The organism is Formosa sp. Hel3_A1_48 (genome assembly GCF_001735715.1).
In the GTDB taxonomy this organism is placed as follows: domain Bacteria; phylum Bacteroidota; class Bacteroidia; order Flavobacteriales; family Flavobacteriaceae; genus UBA3537.
This window is the reverse complement of record NZ_CP017259.1, coordinates 290,717-308,307: the sequence shown is the minus strand read 5'-3', so window position 1 is coordinate 308,307 and position 17,591 is coordinate 290,717. Positions and strand designations below refer to the sequence as shown.

Sequence of the window (17,591 nt, the reverse complement as noted above, 5' to 3'; positions counted from 1 at the left end):
AGGATTGTTTTATATTAGCTTGAATATAATAATTGCAATAAAATCGACCTATGATAGAAGGAGAAAAATTAATTCCTATAAACATTGAAGATGAAATGAAATCGGCATACATCGACTATTCGATGTCTGTAATTGTTTCTAGAGCCTTACCCGATGTTCGTGATGGGCTCAAGCCCGTTCACCGCCGTGTTTTGTTTGGGATGCATGAATTGGGTGTTCGAGCGAGTTCTGCACACAAAAAGTCGGCAAGAATTGTTGGTGAAGTCCTTGGTAAGTACCACCCACATGGCGATACTTCTGTGTACGACACTATGGTGCGTATGGCTCAAGAATGGAGTTTGCGCTATATGCTTGTTGATGGCCAAGGGAATTTTGGTTCAATTGATGGTGATAGCCCTGCAGCAATGCGTTATACTGAGGCAAGAATGCGCAAAATATCTGAGGATATGCTTGCAGATATTGACAAGGACACCGTAGATCATAAATTGAATTTTGACGATACTCTTCATGAGCCCACTGTACTTCCAACGCGCATACCTGGCCTTTTGGTTAATGGTGCATCGGGAATTGCAGTAGGTATGGCAACCAATATGCCACCACACAATCTTTCAGAAGTTGTAGATGGTATACACGCCTACATTGATAACAGTGCCATTGAAATTGATGAATTAATTACCCATGTAAAGGCACCTGATTTTCCAACTGGTGGTATCATTTATGGATACGATGGTGTTAGAGAGGCATTCAAAACTGGTCGTGGACGCGTTGTAATGCGCGCCAAAGCAAATATTGAAGAAGTTAATGGTAGAGAATGCATTATTGTAAATGAAATTCCATACCAAGTCAATAAAGCGGATATGATTAAGAAGACTGCTGACCTTGTTAATGATAAAAAACTGGAAGGAATTTCAACCATACGCGATGAATCTGACCGGAATGGTATGCGGATTGTTTACGTATTGAAACGCGATGCTATTCCAAACATTGTATTAAATAAGCTGTTTAAATACACAGCACTTCAATCTTCCTTTAGTGTAAACAACATTGCCTTGGTTAATGGTCGTCCTGAAATGTTGAATCTAAAAGATATGATTCATCATTTTGTCGAGCACCGTCATGAAGTTGTTGTACGGCGCACAAAATATGAACTACGAAAAGCAGAGGAGCGTGCCCACATCTTAGAGGGGCTTATTATAGCTTCGGATAATATTGACGAAGTGATATCGATCATTCGTGGTTCTTCTAACCCAGATGAGGCTCGTCAAAAACTCATCAAACGTTTTGAGTTGAGTGAAATTCAAGCCAAAGCCATCGTTGAGATGCGCTTGCGTCAACTTACGGGATTAGAGCAAGATAAATTGCGTACAGAGTACGAAGATCTTATGAAGACCATTGAGGATTTAAAAGATATTTTGGACAAAAAAGACCGCCGAATGCAAATCATCAAAGATGAATTGGCTGTGGTCAAAGAAAAATATGGCGACGAGCGCCGCTCTACCATTGAATACGCTGGAGGTGATTTGTCTATAGAAGACATGATACCAAATGAACAAGTGGTAATCACCATATCTCATGCCGGATATATCAAACGTACATCATTGACAGAATACCGTACACAAAATAGAGGTGGCGTAGGGCAGAAAGCCTCAACCACGCGTAACGAAGACTTTTTGGAACACCTTTTTGTAGGGACGAATCACCAGTACATGTTGTTTTTCACTCAAAAAGGAAAATGTTTCTGGATGCGTGTTTATGAAATTCCAGAAGGTAGTAAGACGTCCAAAGGCCGGGCAATACAAAACCTTGTCAATATAGAACAAGACGATAAAGTAAAAGCCTTTATATGTACACAAAATTTAAAAGACGAGGACTACATTAACGCCCACTACGTTATCATGGCGACCAAAAAAGGTCAAGTCAAGAAAACCTCATTGGAACAATACTCACGTCCGCGTACAAATGGAATCAATGCGATCACCATTAAAGAAGGTGATGAGCTACTTGAAGCAAAACTCACAACTGGCGAAAGTCAAGTCATGTTAGCACTGAAATCTGGAAAAGCCATTCGTTTCGAGGAAGCAAAAACCCGCCCTATGGGTCGCGGGGCTTCGGGAGTACGTGGAATTACCTTGGCACACAATTCCGACGAAGTTATTGGTATGATTTCTGTAGATGATATGGAAAGTAATATACTAGTCGTTTCTGAAAATGGCTATGGAAAGCGCTCCAGTTTAGAAGATTACCGTATAACAAACCGAGGTGGAAAAGGAGTAAAAACTATTTCTATAACGGACAAAACAGGTAGTTTAGTTTCGATAAAGAATGTAACGGATGAAGATGATTTAATGATCATCAACAAGTCTGGAATCGCCATTCGAATGGCAGTAGAAGATTTAAGAGTGATGGGGCGGGCTACACAAGGCGTAAAGCTCATCAATCTTAAAGGGAATGATTCTATAGCAGCCGTTGCTAAAGTAATGAAAGAGGAAGAAGAGGAGGAAGCAGAGGATCTAAGCAGTGAAGCTTCAACATCTGAAGAAACATCAAACCCAGAAAACACTACAAACGACACACAAACAGAAGCATAATTTTAATACAATAAATCATGAAAAATTACCTAATTTTTGGACTCCTACTTACATTTGCTTGGTCCATAAATGCACAAAAAAAAGAACTTCGTACAGCTGGGAAAGAGTTGGATAAAGGAAATTTTGAAAAAGCAGCCACAGCACTATCTGCCGCAGAATTAGTTTTTGATGCGATGGATGACAAACAAAAAAGCCAATACTATTTATTCCAAAGTAAATTGTTTTATAAAAATGGCGCTGCTAGCCCTTCGGAAATTGAACAATCTGTAGCCGCTTTCGTAAAAGTCAGTTCAACTGCCCTCACGCAAGACAAAAACATCCATTTGCAAAATCTGCTTAACCATATTTTAACTAAAGGAACTGACTATGTTTCGAATAATGACTATGCCACAGCAACGGATTATTTTTCAAATGCCTACAAACTCTCTGAAAAGGATACTGTTTATTTGTATTATGCAGCATCTTCGTCTGTTAATGCTAAGCAATACGACAAGTCTTTGGCCATGTATGAGAAGCTAAAATCCATAGGGTTCACTGGAGTTGAAAAACAATATCTTGCTGTAAATAAAGAGACCAATGTAGAAGAATCTTTTGACAGTAAAGTGCTGCGCGATATCTCTGTAAAAACAAAAACACACATTAACCCTAGTGATAAAAATACAAAATCAAAGTACCCAGAAATCATCAAAAATATGGCCTTGATTTACAACCAGCGTGGTGAAACTGAAAAAGCCTTGGAAGCTATGCGCGAAGCGAGGGCCGAAAATCCTGATGATTTAAACTTGGTACTCACCGAAGCCAATGTGCATTACACTATGGGTAACACTGAAAAATTCAAAGAACTTTTGGAATATGCCACCAAGCGCGACCCTAATAACGCCGAACTACAGTACAATCTTGGTGTTATAGCCGCTGATGCTGATGATTTTGAAAATGCAAAAAAATACTATCAGCGTGCGATAGCACTAAACTCCAAGTACACCAATGCTTATATCAATCTGGCAGCCTTGATTTTAGGGCAAGAAGAATCTATTATTGATGAGATGAACAATTTGGGAACTTCAGCTGCCGATGACCGCCGCTACGACGAACTTCGTGAAGAACGAAACCAACTCTATTTGGACGCTATTCCTTATTTGGAACAGGCGTTAGCTGCTGACCCTGCAAATTTTCAGGCGGCTAAAACCCTGTCCAATATTTTTTCTGCTACAGGCAACGATGCTAAAGCTAAAGAATATAAAGATATGGCCAATAGTTTAGAACAATAACATTTAGATTTTTACACCCTACGGCCCATACATTGTATGGGCTTTTTTTATGGGAAAAGGATTTGTGTAAGAACAGTAGCAGTTTACATGCTGATTTTTAGATTTATAAAAAAAATCTATACAATGCTCTTAATCACGCGAAGTTTATGAGAATGGGTGTTGGTATCGACATTATAAATCCCAGTGTGGTCTATGCGGTCAATCCGTACTTTACCGTGGGCATGGATGATATGATGGTTTTCCATGATGATGCCGACATGAATGATGTCCCCCTCATTATTATCAAAAAAAGCGAGGTCTCCAGCTGTACTTTCTTCAATAAAACTCAAGGCATCGCCTTGCGTGGCTTGTTGTGAAGCATCGCGTAAGAGTTTGAATCCATTGAGGCGGTATACCATTTGTGTAAAGCCCGAACAATCGATACCAAAAGGGGTTTTTCCACCCCACAAATAGGGGGTATTAAGGAATAAAAGTGCGGTTTCTATAAGCTGATTTTTTTGCTGTTGCCCAATCAGAACTTCTCCGTCAAAGTCATGGTTCAATAGTGATTGTGCAGACAACACACTTCCCATCACAATGGGTTGAAGTTTATGGTCTTTATCTGAAATAAAACTGACTAAATCGCCGCAGAGTTGCTCTTTTTTTGAAGAGTATATTTTGTAGTCTTCTTTTTCGATCAGTTGGAATTGTTTATTGTCAATCCAACCTTCATATCCGTCATAACTCAATCGGATACGACTCCATTTTTTGCGTTGCTCTAGGACTTTAAACAATTCGCCATAAAGGACTTGCGATGTGAGTTCGCTTTTGTCTGAGGGTTCGTTTCTTAATGCGACAATACTAAGATTGCACAGGCCGTATTGCATTGAGTGCTAGTTTCGTTCGATGATCAGTGCCGAAGCACCGCCGCCGCCATTACAAATGGCTGCCGCTCCAATTTTTCCATTATTTTGTTCCAAAACATGAAGTAGAGTTACTACTATTCGCGCACCAGAACACCCCAGAGGATGTCCAAGCGAAACCGCACCGCCATTGACATTGACTTTGACACCGCTGAGGCCCAAAATTTTCATGTTAGCCAATCCTACTACTGAAAAGGCTTCGTTAAATTCAAAATAATCAACATCATCAATGTTGATATTGGCTTTGTCCAGGGCTTTGGGGAGGGCTTTTGCAGGTGCTACCGTAAACCATTCGGGCTCGCGCGCGGCGTCTGCATAACTTTTTATGGTGGCCAAGGGTTTCAGGCCAAGTTGGTTAGCTTTGTCTTTACTCATCAGAACAAGTGCAGCAGCACCATCATTGATGGTAGAGGCATTGGCTGCGGTTACGGTCCCGTCTTTTGTAAATGCAGGTCTAAGGGCTGGAATTTTTTCTAATTTAACGTTGCTGAATTCTTCATCTGTGGTGACTACTATAGGTTCGCCACGACGCTGAGGAACTTCTACAGGCACAACTTCTCTGTCAAATTTTCCACTACTCCATGCGGCTGCAGAGCGCTCATAAGATTGAATTGCAAAGGCATCTTGATCTTCTCTTGAAAAATCATATTCTTTGGCACAAGCATCGGCACAAACACCCATTGCTTCTTTGTTGTAAGCATCTACTAAGCCATCTTTTTGCATGCCATCTTCCATTTGTGCAGGTCCAAATTTTTTGGCTGTTCGTGCGTGATAATAGTGCGGAATTTTACTCATATTTTCCATACCTCCGGCTACAATAATTTCAGCATCGCCAAGCGCAATACTTTGTGCGGCTTGCATGATGGATTTCATTCCTGAAGCACAGACTTTATTGATAGTAGTGCAAGGGACTGTATCGGGAATTCCAGCAAATATAGCAGCCTGCCTTGCAGGAGCTTGACCTGCTCCAGCTTGAACAACGTGCCCCATAAGGACTTCGTCTATTGAACTAGGATTTAAATTAATTTTTTCTAATGCACCTTTAATGGCGATAGCCCCAAGTTTTGGTGCATCAACAGATGATAAACTTCCCATAAAACTACCAATTGGGGTGCGTACTGCAGAAACGATGACAACTTCTTTCATCTAAAAATAGTTTTAGTTTTACTCTTGCTAATGTAAATAAAATTTGGCAGATATTAGAGATGATTGTTGATTATTAGTCTACTGTTGACGTTCTTTTTATTACTTTTGATTAGGCTTATATTGCTCAGTAATAAATTGCTTAAATATTTTATATGGATCGTATTTTAAATAAATTTCACAAAAATCACAACTTATTTTATAAAGTGGTTTTGTTTGTGGTGACTACTTTTTTGATTGTTTATTTATTTCCCAAAAGTGGAACGTTCCGTTATAGTTTTGAAAAAGGAAAACCTTGGCAATCTGAAAATTTATATGCTCCTTTTGATTTTGCAATTCAAAAATCTGCTGAGACCATTGAAGACGAACGGCAGCAAATTTCAAAGGAATCTCCTGTATTTTTTGAAATCGATACGGCTAAAACCAATCAAATTTTCAAAAATTTTGATACTGTTTTCGACCGAAATTTTTTGGATGTTAACGAGCCTGAACTAACGAATAATTTATATCAATTTGGTGCACAAATTTTCTCAGAATTATATAGTTCTGGTGTATTGTCAGAGGGGTATAATTTTGATTCTGAGCGGTTGATTTCGGTATTGGTGAATAAAACTCAAAATAAAACAATTCCATATGCAGAATTTTTCCTTCAAACAGATTTAAAAGCACACATTGAAGCTAAGGTTAAAAACTCTGATTATGAGGACTATATGTCCTCTTATTTGTCTTTGTTTTTTGATGTGGTACAACCCAACACAATCTACAACACTTCACTTACAGAAAGTGCTTTGAGCGATCGTCTTGGGCGGATAGTTCTCGTTCGTGGGCGTGTGGACAAGGGAACTCTGATCATTTCCAAGGGAGAGGTAGTTCAGGGTGAGAAATTGGCTATTTTAAAGTCTTTAGAATCTGAGTACGCTTCACAGGTATGGACCGAAGCCAATTATGTTTGGATTTTAGCGGCATATACTGTTCTTGTTGCATTAGCTTTGTTAATGCTTTTGCTTTTCTTAAGGAAATATAGAATTGAAATTTTTTCTAATAATACCAAGGTCACGTTTATATTTTTCAATATCACTTTGATGGTTTTACTCACCACCTTGGTGGTGAACTATAATTCTGCATATATATATGCTGTACCTTTGTGTATTCTTCCCTTAGTACTCAAGGCCTTTTTTGATGCTCGTCTTGGGCTTTTTGCACACGTTGTCACCGTGCTTTTATTGGGTTTTGTTGTTGCCAACAATTACGAGTATATGTTTCTTCAGATTATCGCTGGAATTGTAACTATTCTTACGGTCTCTGAATTGTATAAACGCGCTAATTTATTTATATCAGTGGGACAAATTACCTTAATTTATATTATTTCTTATTTTGCCTTTTTTGTTATTCATGAAGGTAGTGTAGATGGTCTGAAGTGGGAAAATTTTCTTTTGTTTGTCCTCTGTGGTTTAGCTACATTGTTTGTTCAGCCTTTGATCTACGCCTATGAAAAATTATTTGGATTGGTTTCTGATGTCTCTTTACTAGAATTATCTGATACAAACTCTAAACTACTTAAAGAGCTTTCTGACAAAGCCCCAGGAACATTTCATCATTCATTGAATGTGGCCAACTTGGCTGAGGCTTCTGCCAACGAAATTGGAGCCAATGCGATGTTGGTGCGCGTTGGGGCTTTGTACCACGACATAGGAAAAATGTCTAATCCGACATATTTTACAGAAAATCAGTCTACGGGAACCAATCCCCATGACGAACTATCTCCAAAGGAGAGTGCACAGATTATAATAGGGCATGTAATCAAGGGAGTTGAATTGGCTAAGAAGTACAATTTGCCAGATCGTGTCATTGATTTTATTCGCACTCATCACGGCACAAGCTCTGTCCGTTATTTTTACAACAAGCAAATGGAGTTGACTGCCGAATTTGACCCTTTAGACTTTGCATACAATGGCCCACAGCCTTTTAGTAAAGAAACGGCTATTTTAATGATGTGTGATAGTGTTGAGGCTGCATCTAAAAGCTTGAAAGATCCAACATCTACAAAAATCAATACGTTTGTTGATGCCATAGTAGCTAGTCAAATAGAAAATGCTCAGTTTTTGAACGCCAACATTACATTCAAGGAAATTGAATCCATTAAGAAAGTTTTGAAGCACAAGTTAGCCAACATGTACCATCTTCGTATAGAGTACCCTGAATAAGAATAGAAATCTATTTAAAAAATTAAATAAATTGTTTGCGTTGTTGCTAATGAAAAGGTACATTTGCATCCGCAATTTTATTGCATAAGTTCATAACAAATAGGAGAGGTGCCAGAGTGGTAATGGAGCAGATTGCTAATCTGTCAACGCGTAAGTGTTGCCCGGGTTCGAATCCCGGTCTCTCCGCAAGTAAAGAATTCAAAACAACACGGGGTGTAGCGTAGCCCGGTTATCGCGCCGCGTTTGGGACGCGGAGGTCGCAGGTTCGAATCCTGCCACCCCGACAGTGTTTTTGAGTTTTTACTTTTATTTAATAGATAACCATTCGGGGTGTAGCGTAGCCCGGTTATCGCGCCGCGTTTGGGACGCGGAGGTCGCAGGTTCGAATCCTGCCACCCCGACATCAAGACTAGATCTTTGATTGGTCGCATAGCTCAGCTGGATAGAGCACCTGCCTTCTAAGCAGGCGGTCCTAGGTTCGAATCCTAGTGCGATCACCAAATCGGAGAATTGATTCACAGGAATTGGTTCTCCTTTTTTTATGTTTGAGATTTCCTTCGATAAAATAGGAATTGACCCAAAAATAGCGTTCACTTTTGGGGTTCGAACTCGGTCGTTTGACTTGTCGTAACCCAATCCGGATGGAAACACTAAATTTTGCAGCTTTTGTCGTTGTTTTAAATCTCCATCTTCCCAAATCTTCTCGAGAGATTCGGATAAAGTAAGGGCTTTATCAATAGCCAACTCAAGGTTCGAACTACTAAGTGATGGATTTTCAATTTTTGACTGTAGTTCGTCTTTTTGAGTTTCATACTTGTCTTTAAACTTTTTGTAAATAGTGCTGTCTAATTCTCCAAGGGCATACCGCTCTTCAATAGAGTCTATTTTTGTATTGAGCTCCGTAATTGTTTTTTTAATGGACTTCTTCCTAGTTCTTAACTCTTTAGTGATATTGTCATAAGTATAGGTCATCACTTCTTTTACAACATCCTTGTATTTAGGATCTAATTGATAGGTTTTTAAATCTTTAGTAAAGGTAGTGTGAAGTGCTTTAGCAGATTTGTTGCAAGAGCACCCTTTAGTTCTACATTTATAGTAGTAGAGTCCTTTTTTCTTAACAAGGTATCCAGTTAGAGGAAGTTTACAGCTATCGCAATAGATAAACTGTTTTAAGGGAAGATTTTCATTTTCTGCTTTGCGGTGTTTTGGATGATGCGTTTCAATAGCATTAATCTTTAAAAAGTCCTCTTTAGATACAAGAGGTTTGTGTTTTCCTTCAATGACTTCACCTGGTATCATTTTACTCACAAGTACCCCACAATAAAACGGATTTTTAAACACTTCACTGAGTCTTCGCTCATCAATTATTAATCCAAGAGACTGAAGCTTTTCTATGATCTCAACATTGGTGTAAATTCCTTTTAATTTCCAAGTAAAAGCCTTTTTAATCAGCTTGCCTTCTTTTGAAGGCACAATCTCCCAATCCACAGCTTTGTGATACTTCTTTTTATTGATGTATCCAATGGGTGGATTCCACAGCCAATAGCCTTTTCGAAGAAGATCGGTCATGGCTGTTATGGTCTTATCTCTTCTGAGCTCATTATCAAATTGGCTAAACATATAAAACAGGTTCTGCTGGAACTTTCCAGCGGCGGAGGTGGTATCTACTTCTTGAGTGACAGCTTTAACTTGTATTCCTTGGGAAAATAGCTCTTGCGAGATCTGCGCTGCACTACTTCCAGTTCTTGAAAATCTATCATAAGAATAAACTATGATATAACCCACAGAACCACTTTGTCTTACGTATTTGAGCATTCGTTTAAACTCTTTACGCTCATCACTTTTAGCCGACTCGTATGTTCCTCCAAAATAGCCTACCACGCGAAGACCATTAGATTTAGCGTAGTTCTCACAATACTTTTTTTGTGTTTCAAGTGAGGTATTGGTATCGGCCTGCTCTTTGGTAGACACCCTGGTGTAGATAATCGCATTGTTGTTTTGGCCAAGTTCGTTTTTTGCTGGGGCAAATGCTTTGAATTTTTCAAGTGTGGTCATAAAGCGTTTAGTTAATGGCTGTTTACAACGATGAGGCAATACGCCTCAAGTGATTTTAAAATTTTATCTATATTTTCGTTCTTATCACAGATAAGAGAAAGCTTTTGTCTGACAGCTTCTCTTTTCTGCTCGGTTATAGCATCATCCTCTAATGCATAACGATCCTTTTGGTCCATATCGAGTTAGGATTAACTCGGGCTGGATCGTCAGGGACCGGTGTGGTGATACAAAATGCTTCATACTATTTGGTTAAGATGGTTAGTTTATAATTGTCTTGTGCTCTTGGCTCAATGAGTAGCCTTGCTGTTTTGGGCAGTTTGTTGTTTAAAAAGAAATCCGCCAGCTGCTTGGCTTTTTTATGGTCTTCACGAATAATAAGTGGTTTAATGTTATCATTGTCTATAAGAAGCTCAATGTACTTTGGAGATTTAAACATAACAATCTCTCGAATTTGATTTTCTATTTGGCTGAGGTATGCAATATCTTTATTCACCCTTTCAAACTCAACAGATACTATCTGCTCTATAAAGGGCATAAGAGGAATACACATATAAGCCTTATCGTTTATCATCTCTAAAAACTTTTCTGTGATGGCTTTATTACCATCTCTTATGTGATACTCTCCTGTTTTAGGAAAGTAATAAAACGACATCGGCTTTTTGTCTATTAAAATGCTATCTATAACAGCATCACTAAACGGGTTTATCTCCATGCCATGAAAATGAAGCAGAAGCGGATCGTTTAAGATAGATTCATAAATCCCTAAAGACGAATCAACAACCTTTTGTTTATTTAAAAAAGCAATATGCTTTTCAAGCTTAGACTTAAAATACCCTTTCTCACGTGGCTCATCCCAAACCATTTTAGCAAGCTCAGCAAGTTTTGTGGTATTGATACCAAATGCACTAAGCTCATCAACTAAACATAGCCACAGCGCCTGAGGCACATTCATTTTGGCTTTTTTACCCGCATCAAAAAAAGGAAGAACTTCTTTGGTTTTCCAATAAGTCACCATACGGGGGCTAATACCAAAATACTTAGGCAGTGTAAAGTGCTGTCCTAATAAGTCTTTTTTAAAATCTAAATCGCTGTTCATATACAAACTTTACACAAATGTAAAAAAAATAATATAAAATAAAGTAATATGTAATAAAATAAATTACTTTTGCTGTATATTAATCTTAAATATAAGATATGACGTGTAAAAACCCAGAATGTAAAAAGGAGATAATATACAAAAAAAGCGCAAAGAGGAGATACTGCAATGATAGCTGTAAGAACAGAGCAAATTATCTAAGGCGTCAGCAAACATATGGTCATCTCTTTGAGTGGGACAAGCTAATGCGACAAAACTACCATATACTTTTAAAATTAAAACAAAAAGATTTAGGACCTATAAGTTGTCAAACCTTAGAAAGTCATGGTATTGAATTTGGGTACCTTCACAAAGATGAAGCTGTTATTGATGATAATGGTGTAAAAATTATGGTATCTCGAATCTATGATATTCGATTTATGATTAATAATAAACAGGAATTAATATTTATTTAAATTATAACAAGATGGAACAATTGAAACTTGAGGGTATGGATCGTTTAAGAACATCAACCCAACAGGCTCAGATTATGGGCATTATTAAAGATAATGAGGTTTATAGCGATAGTTCAAAACCAAATTATGCTATGCTCTATTTTTCACTTGGAGTTATTTCAGTCATAGCAGTTTCTGTTATACTATTCAATATTAACAGAAGTAGAAATCCTAAGGAAGAATAAATTGATTATAGCTCTAATGGTTATTGAAAAAGGTACGCTAATGTGTGCCTTTTTTTTATATATAACGAAGTTAATCGAACAAAAATTATTGTAGAAAATAAAGATTATTTTATAAAATAATATTCCAATATCAATCAAACAGACCGGCCAGAAATAGCGTAAACCGTAATAAACCGTATTAGAACCGCTGAAACTGTATTAAAATCGGTTTTGATATTGTTTTTAGCGATAACCAGGGTATAAAATCAATTTTTTTTGAGGATTATAAAATTAAAATGAAACAAAAAAATAGTCCAACCAAACCAAATTATAGAAAAAATTCATCCATGCTAAAAAAGTTCAACGAGATTTTATAATTAAATCATTTATTTAATAATTATAATTAGATATATTTAACTTACATCTCCTAGTTTCATATCTTATATAGAGCTTGGTCAATAATTTATTTTTCTTACTAATTTATGATTGACCATAGAAGTATCAACATTTGCTACTATCACATATCCTTCAATACGCACACGCTTTGAATTTAAAAAACTATAAAAATTTAAATAATGTTATTTTACCTTAGAACTGTTGAAAATTATTTTTTTGATAATATGTATTAACAATCAGGTAATAGCTATTTATAAAATAACTAATTTATTACATAATTTTAACTGTGTAAAAAGTGACTTTAAAAATATGCATACAAAAACACTTGTTTTTCTTTTACTGATTTGTTCCAACTTAATTTCCATCGCCCAAACCACTGTGGGTGCTGTTTTTGACGATGGCATGGTGTTACAGCAACAGAAAGACATTTATTTATGGGGCACAGATAATGTTGGCACCAAAATTAATGTTGTTAGCTCATGGGGAAAGACAGCCAAAACAACCACATCAAAAAACGGAAAATGGAAGCTGCAATTAGCAACCCCTGTGGCTGGTGGCCCTCATTCGATTACGATAAAGGGGTCATCTTCAATAATAATAAACGACGTATTGATTGGTGAGGTATGGATATGCTCGGGGCAATCTAATATGCAACTACCTCTTAAAGGGGGGTTAGATGGCAATTTCATTGAAGGCGGGTTGGATGCAATTGTGAATTCAAAAAATGATAGAATTCGATTTTTTACTGTCCAGAAAAATGCAAGTTTAAAGCCTTTGGACAACATAAAAGGTAAATGGGAGAAAGCTGACCCTTCAACATCAGGGTCCTTCGGTGCTGTTGGTTACTTCTTTGCTCAACAACTTGAGAAAGTGTTAGAGGTTCCCATTGGAATTATTGTAACAGCCTGGGGCGCTTCTTCAGCAGAGGCATGGACAGACTCAAGCACATTAAACGATTTAGGTTTAGAATTACCTGAAAAAATGGCCAAAATGAAACAACAAACGCCAAGTGTGTTATACAACGCCATGATACATCCTCTAATTGGCTATGGAATGAAAGGAATTTTGTGGTACCAAGGAGAATCGAACCGTCATAATGCGGAGCAATATGAACAAATAATTAATGCCATGGTAACATCGTGGCGCGAAAAATGGAATAATAGAGATTTCCCTTTTTATTATGCCCAGATTGCTCCTTTCAATTACGGAAAAAGAAATTCTGCTTTTTTAAGAGAAGCACAGTTAAACACAAGTCATTCATTGAAAAATTCAGAGATGGTAGTTACATTAGATGTTGGTGATTGCACCCAAATCCATCCATCAAAAAAAACAGAAGTTGGCAAGCGTCTATCCTATATAGCACTTGCTAAAGATTATGGGATTAGTGGATATGATTTCAAATCACCCTCATTAAAAAATTACTTTGTAGAAGACCAAGAGATCACTTTAACTTTTTCAGATCGTGTACACTTAAATAAGAATGTAGATGCTTCAGAAAATTTTGAAATAGCAGGAGCTGATATGATTTTTTATCCTGCAAATGCAGTTATGACGAGCCCCTATCATAGCGATCAAAAAATTAGGGTGTTTTCTAAAAAAGTACCCCATCCTAAAGCGGTGCGTTATGGATTTAAAAACTGTGTATTACCAACGCTTTTTGGGAGAAATGGTCTTCCTGTATCATCATTTAGAACCGATAATTTAAATTCCAATGAATAGGGTTTTTTATTTTTTTTTCATTGTTTTAGTAGCCAAAACATCACTTTTACAGGCTCAAAAACCCAACATACTTTGGATTTATGCAGAAGACACGTCTCCATGGATGGGTTGCTATGGAGATAAAATCAATGCGAATGCCACGCCAAACATAGATTCTATAGCTGCGGCGGGTGTTCGTTTTGACAGAGCCTATGTTCCAGCACCTGTGTGTTCAGCTACAAGGTCAGCTCTAATTGTCGGTCAATCTGCCATTCGATTTGGTGCTCACCAGCACCGCTCGTCACGTACCCAAGAGACCCGTTTATTCATACCTCAAGACTACAAATTACTTCCTGAAATACTAATTGAAAATGGATATACCACCTTTAACCATGGTAAGGCAGATTATAATTTTATTTGGGATATGACCAAGACGTACAATTATAAGCTCAAAAAACGTACAGATTTCTCCGAATTGGTTCATAAGCAACCATTTTTTGGGCAAATCCAATTGAGAGGAGGTAAAAACAATACTGATTATTTAAAAGAAAGCGTTAGAGTTGATCCTAATAAGGTTTCAGTGCCTACCGATTATCCAGACAATGAAATATTTAGAAAAATTGTGGCGCAACATTACGATGCGATTCGTGTTGATGATAAAATTATTGGGCAGATTTTACAAGCATTAGAACAAACAGGACTGCACCAAAACACCATTGTGGTTTATTTTTCAGACCATGGTGCCAACAACCTTCCAAGACATAAACAAATGCTCACTGAAGGAGGATTGCATGTGCTTTTTATGGTTATGGGACCAGATAAATATGTCCCAAAAAATAGTGTTAGAAATGACTTGGTAAATATGTTAGACCTTTCAGCAACAACGCTTTCATGGGCAGGTGTTGATGTGCCAAATTGGTACGAAGGACAAAATTTATTTTCAAAAAACTTTACACCACGAGCATTTGTTGCTGCACACAAAGACCGATTAGATCATACAATTGACAGGGTAAGAACGCTTAGAACTGAACAATTTAGGTACGTTAAAAACTATAAAACAGACCGTATTTTTTTACAACCGCAATACAGAGATTCAAAACCTGCTATACGGAATCTTCATCATTTATATGAAACCAATAAACTTTCAAAAATTCATCAACAAATATATTTTGGTGAAAGACCCGCTGAAGAATTATATAATGTTTACGAAGACCCTGCCATGGTTTTTAACCTTGTTGACAATGTGGAATACCAAAATGTGCTTGAACAGCACCGGGCATTACTAAATCAATGGATGGCGTCAGGCGACATGGGCTCAGCTCCAGAATCCATAGCATCTTTAAAAGCAAATGGCGATGGAAAAAAATGGGGAGAAGGGGTGAACCCAGAGTACGAGATATACCGCGTGGATTCAGATGGAGACGGCCTATCCGACAGATGGGAAACAGCCAATAACAGAGACCCAAGTGATGGACTTCTTTATTTTGAATTTAATTGTGGTGGTTGGCAAACCGAGGGTTGGAAATCGATAGACATTTTTTCCAATTTGGCGGGTAGTCTAGGATTTCTGGATTTTAAACTTGATAGCAAAAAGGGCACCATATATAAAGAAGGATTACAGATTAGAGAAACCAATCAACAAAAAAGTATAGTCATAAAAATGAAATCTAATGCCAGCTTGAAAATTTTTGTTGCAAATGATTATGGTGACTTAGGCAGTGCAGAATATTCGGGTAATTCGTCTTTTGAAGAAGTGTTGATTCCGCTCAATAAAAATACCAGTTTGAGCGGTTCAACAAAGCTGAGTATATCGTTTCGTGGCAAGAAAAACGACTTGGTTGAAATAGATTATATAAAGCAATTTTAAAAACATTGAAGATATGTTAATTATTACAAAATCACGGGTAATTTTTAGCATCTTACCTATTCCATTGTTTTGTTTTCTTTGAAAAGTTGTATCAAAACAAAAAAGATCCTTATGAATGGTACAATGTGGTTAATAACAAAAAGTATAGAAAAAAACTAAAAATGTTGCGAAATCAACTTAATCAAATATTAAAATAAGCATGAAGTCTAAAATTTTTTTAACATTTGTTTTGTTCTCGGGTTTGTTGCTTTCGGCTCAACAAAATAACAACAAACCCAACTTGATTGTTATCATGACCGATGACATGGGCTATGCAGATGTTGGTTATAATGGTTGTAAAGACATCCCTACACCAAATATTGATTCCATTGCTTACAACGGCGCTCATATAGTTAATGGCTATGTGTCATTTCCCGTTTGTGGGCCTAGCCGAGCGGGTTTTATTACTGGAAGATATCAAGATAGATTTGGCTTTACTACCAATCCAACCATAGACCCAGCCAATAACATTGCTGGCTTATCACTCGACGAAAAAACAATAGCTGAAGTATTAAGAACCAAAGGCTATAAAAGCGCTGTTGTTGGAAAATGGCATCTGGGGACACATCCAAATTTTCACCCATTAAATAGAGGATTTGATTATTTCTATGGTTTTTTATCTGGTGGGCATAATTACTTTATGAATCAATTGACTATAGAAAATCTTGAAAATGTTAAGTCAAAATGGGCTTGGTATAGGACTAAGTTAAAGGAAAATCATAAAACACTCGAATTTGAGGATTATAAAACCGACTACTTAACAGATGAGCTCAGCGAGGCAGCCCTTCGCTTTATTGATAAACAGGCTAAAAGTGACCAAGCTTTTTTCTTATTTCTCGCCTATAATGCTCCACATACACCTATGCATGCCACTGAAAAATACCTTTCAAGATTTCCAGAAATACAGGATACAAAAAGAAAGACTTATGCAGCTATGGTTAGTGCTGTTGATGATGGTGTCGGCAATGTACTTCGAGTCCTTAAGGATAATGGAATTGAAGAAAACACGCTAATCGTTTTTTTATCTGACAACGGAGGGGCGCATAATAATGCATCATCTAATGCCCCTTTGAGTGGGCTTAAAGGAGATGTTTATGAAGGTGGGCTTCGGGTTCCATTCGCCATACAGTGGAAAGGTTTGATTCCTGCCAATACAAAGTATGAAGAATCGGTATCTTCATTGGATATCATGGCGAGTATGGTTGATATTTTAGATATTAAAACAAATCCAAAAAAACCATTAGATGGTGTAAATATCATACCTTACCTGACAGGACAAAAGCAAGGCGCGCCTCATGATTATTTATTTTGGAGAAAGTGGGAACAAAACGCCATGGCAGTAATTCATGGAGAACATAAACTACTCAAATCAAATAAAAGATCAGAGTCAGAATTTTATAATTTGAAACTTGATGTTTCCGAGTCAAAAAACACTAAAGGCTCCAACGTTGTTTTGGAAAAACAATTGCAAAATGCGTGGGATCATTGGAATAAAAAAAATAAAGACAGAATATTCCCAACATTGGGTGAAGACGAGTGGTGGACTAAAAATGAAAATTAGACAGTATGTTTAAATACGTTTTATTTTCATTATTTACTATAATAACACATTAATCTTATGTACAGGATTTGTCGTCAATCCTTCATAAATTAAAACCAACGTCTGGATTACATTAT

General features: G+C 37.2%; 12 protein-coding genes, 4 tRNA genes and 1 pseudogene. 12 read left to right on the top strand and 5 right to left on the bottom strand.

Annotation, left to right across the window (positions count from 1 at the left end):
- The first annotated feature begins 50 nt into the window (after window positions 1-50).
- Together gyrA and FORMA_RS01310 are read left to right on the top strand one after the other, a co-directional pair.
- Window positions 51-2,588 carry a DNA gyrase subunit A gene (gyrA, locus tag FORMA_RS01315; protein ID WP_069673965.1) on the top strand — a complete coding sequence of 846 codons (2,538 nt, stop codon included), beginning with the start codon at window positions 51-53 and terminating at the stop codon, window positions 2,586-2,588.
- 17 nt (window positions 2,589-2,605) lie between these two features.
- Window positions 2,606-3,856 carry a tetratricopeptide repeat protein gene (locus tag FORMA_RS01310; RefSeq protein WP_069673964.1) on the top strand — a complete coding sequence of 417 codons (1,251 nt, stop codon included), beginning with the start codon at window positions 2,606-2,608 and terminating at the stop codon, window positions 3,854-3,856.
- Window positions 3,857-3,972: 116 nt separating this feature from the next.
- Here FORMA_RS01310 and FORMA_RS01305 read toward each other — a convergent pair whose 3' ends face one another.
- Both FORMA_RS01305 and FORMA_RS01300 read right to left on the bottom strand, forming a co-directional pair.
- Window positions 3,973-4,722, bottom strand: a complete 750-nt coding sequence (locus FORMA_RS01305) for a C40 family peptidase (protein WP_069673963.1) — start codon at window positions 4,720-4,722, stop codon at window positions 3,973-3,975.
- A gap of 6 nt (window positions 4,723-4,728) precedes the next feature.
- On the bottom strand, window positions 4,729-5,904 hold the full coding sequence (locus tag FORMA_RS01300; RefSeq protein WP_069673962.1) for an acetyl-CoA C-acyltransferase: 1,176 nt from the start codon (window positions 5,902-5,904) through the stop codon (window positions 4,729-4,731).
- 152 nt (window positions 5,905-6,056) lie between these two features.
- Between FORMA_RS01300 and FORMA_RS01295 the strand changes: the two genes are divergently transcribed.
- The 5 genes from FORMA_RS01295 (at window position 6,057) to FORMA_RS01275 (ending at window position 8,605) form a co-directional block, all read left to right on the top strand.
- The gene (locus FORMA_RS01295) at window positions 6,057-8,105 is read left to right on the top strand and encodes an HD family phosphohydrolase (RefSeq protein WP_069673961.1); all 2,049 of its coding nucleotides are present in this window, start codon (window positions 6,057-6,059) and stop codon (window positions 8,103-8,105) included.
- Window positions 8,106-8,207: 102 nt separating this feature from the next.
- A tRNA-Ser gene (locus FORMA_RS01290) sits at window positions 8,208-8,291 on the top strand.
- A gap of 23 nt (window positions 8,292-8,314) precedes the next feature.
- A tRNA-Pro gene (locus tag FORMA_RS01285) sits at window positions 8,315-8,389 on the top strand.
- A gap of 42 nt (window positions 8,390-8,431) precedes the next feature.
- Window positions 8,432-8,506 (top strand) — tRNA-Pro (locus tag FORMA_RS01280).
- Between the two features lie 22 nt (window positions 8,507-8,528).
- Window positions 8,529-8,605: transfer RNA gene (locus tag FORMA_RS01275), tRNA-Arg, on the top strand.
- A 736-nt stretch (window positions 8,606-9,341) separates the two neighbouring features.
- Here FORMA_RS01275 and FORMA_RS09440 read toward each other — a convergent pair.
- From FORMA_RS09440 to FORMA_RS01270, 3 genes and pseudogenes are all read right to left on the bottom strand, one after another.
- Window positions 9,342-10,160, bottom strand: a pseudogene (locus FORMA_RS09440) (recombinase family protein); the annotation flags it as partial.
- An 11-nt stretch (window positions 10,161-10,171) separates the two neighbouring features.
- Window positions 10,172-10,336: a hypothetical protein gene (locus tag FORMA_RS09255; RefSeq protein ID WP_157506007.1), complete on the bottom strand. Its 165-nt coding sequence runs from the start codon at window positions 10,334-10,336 to the stop codon at window positions 10,172-10,174.
- A 65-nt stretch (window positions 10,337-10,401) separates the two neighbouring features.
- The gene (locus tag FORMA_RS01270; protein WP_069673960.1) at window positions 10,402-11,256 is read right to left on the bottom strand and encodes a hypothetical protein; all 855 of its coding nucleotides are present in this window, start codon (window positions 11,254-11,256) and stop codon (window positions 10,402-10,404) included.
- 245 nt (window positions 11,257-11,501) lie between these two features.
- Between FORMA_RS01270 and FORMA_RS09250 the strand changes: the two genes are divergently transcribed.
- The 5 genes from FORMA_RS09250 (at window position 11,502) to FORMA_RS01245 (ending at window position 17,475) form a co-directional block, all read left to right on the top strand.
- Window positions 11,502-11,711, top strand: coding sequence for a hypothetical protein (locus FORMA_RS09250; RefSeq protein ID WP_157506006.1), 210 nt, complete (start codon window positions 11,502-11,504; stop codon window positions 11,709-11,711).
- An 11-nt stretch (window positions 11,712-11,722) separates the two neighbouring features.
- Entirely contained in the window at window positions 11,723-11,935 is a 213-nt protein-coding gene (locus tag FORMA_RS01260; RefSeq protein ID WP_069673958.1) for a hypothetical protein, read from the top strand.
- Window positions 11,936-12,619: 684 nt separating this feature from the next.
- On the top strand, window positions 12,620-14,029 hold the full coding sequence (locus FORMA_RS01255; protein WP_069673957.1) for a sialate O-acetylesterase: 1,410 nt from the start codon (window positions 12,620-12,622) through the stop codon (window positions 14,027-14,029).
- Window positions 14,022-15,875, top strand: a complete 1,854-nt coding sequence (locus FORMA_RS01250) for a sulfatase-like hydrolase/transferase (RefSeq protein WP_069673956.1) — start codon at window positions 14,022-14,024, stop codon at window positions 15,873-15,875. Before FORMA_RS01255 ends, FORMA_RS01250 begins: the two co-directional genes overlap by 8 nt.
- A gap of 199 nt (window positions 15,876-16,074) precedes the next feature.
- The gene (locus tag FORMA_RS01245; RefSeq protein ID WP_069673955.1) at window positions 16,075-17,475 is read left to right on the top strand and encodes a sulfatase-like hydrolase/transferase; all 1,401 of its coding nucleotides are present in this window, start codon (window positions 16,075-16,077) and stop codon (window positions 17,473-17,475) included.
- The last annotated feature ends 116 nt before the right edge of the window (window positions 17,476-17,591 follow it).

Coding starts and splice junctions, on each gene's coding strand:
- FORMA_RS01255 (WP_069673957.1), top strand. CDS start 12,620: ATGCATACAAAAACACTTGTTTTTCTTTTACTGATTTGTTCCAACTTA.
- FORMA_RS01250 (WP_069673956.1), top strand. CDS start 14,022: ATGAATAGGGTTTTTTATTTTTTTTTCATTGTTTTAGTAGCCAAAACA.
- gyrA (WP_069673965.1), top strand. CDS start 51: ATGATAGAAGGAGAAAAATTAATTCCTATAAACATTGAAGATGAAATG.
- FORMA_RS01305 (WP_069673963.1), bottom strand. CDS start 4,722: ATGCAATACGGCCTGTGCAATCTTAGTATTGTCGCATTAAGAAACGAA.
- FORMA_RS01260 (WP_069673958.1), top strand. CDS start 11,723: ATGGAACAATTGAAACTTGAGGGTATGGATCGTTTAAGAACATCAACC.
- FORMA_RS01300 (WP_069673962.1), bottom strand. CDS start 5,904: ATGAAAGAAGTTGTCATCGTTTCTGCAGTACGCACCCCAATTGGTAGT.
- FORMA_RS01310 (WP_069673964.1), top strand. CDS start 2,606: ATGAAAAATTACCTAATTTTTGGACTCCTACTTACATTTGCTTGGTCC.
- FORMA_RS01270 (WP_069673960.1), bottom strand. CDS start 11,256: ATGAACAGCGATTTAGATTTTAAAAAAGACTTATTAGGACAGCACTTT.
- FORMA_RS09255 (WP_157506007.1), bottom strand. CDS start 10,336: ATGGACCAAAAGGATCGTTATGCATTAGAGGATGATGCTATAACCGAG.
- FORMA_RS01295 (WP_069673961.1), top strand. CDS start 6,057: ATGGATCGTATTTTAAATAAATTTCACAAAAATCACAACTTATTTTAT.
- FORMA_RS01245 (WP_069673955.1), top strand. CDS start 16,075: ATGAAGTCTAAAATTTTTTTAACATTTGTTTTGTTCTCGGGTTTGTTG.
- FORMA_RS09250 (WP_157506006.1), top strand. CDS start 11,502: ATGCGACAAAACTACCATATACTTTTAAAATTAAAACAAAAAGATTTA.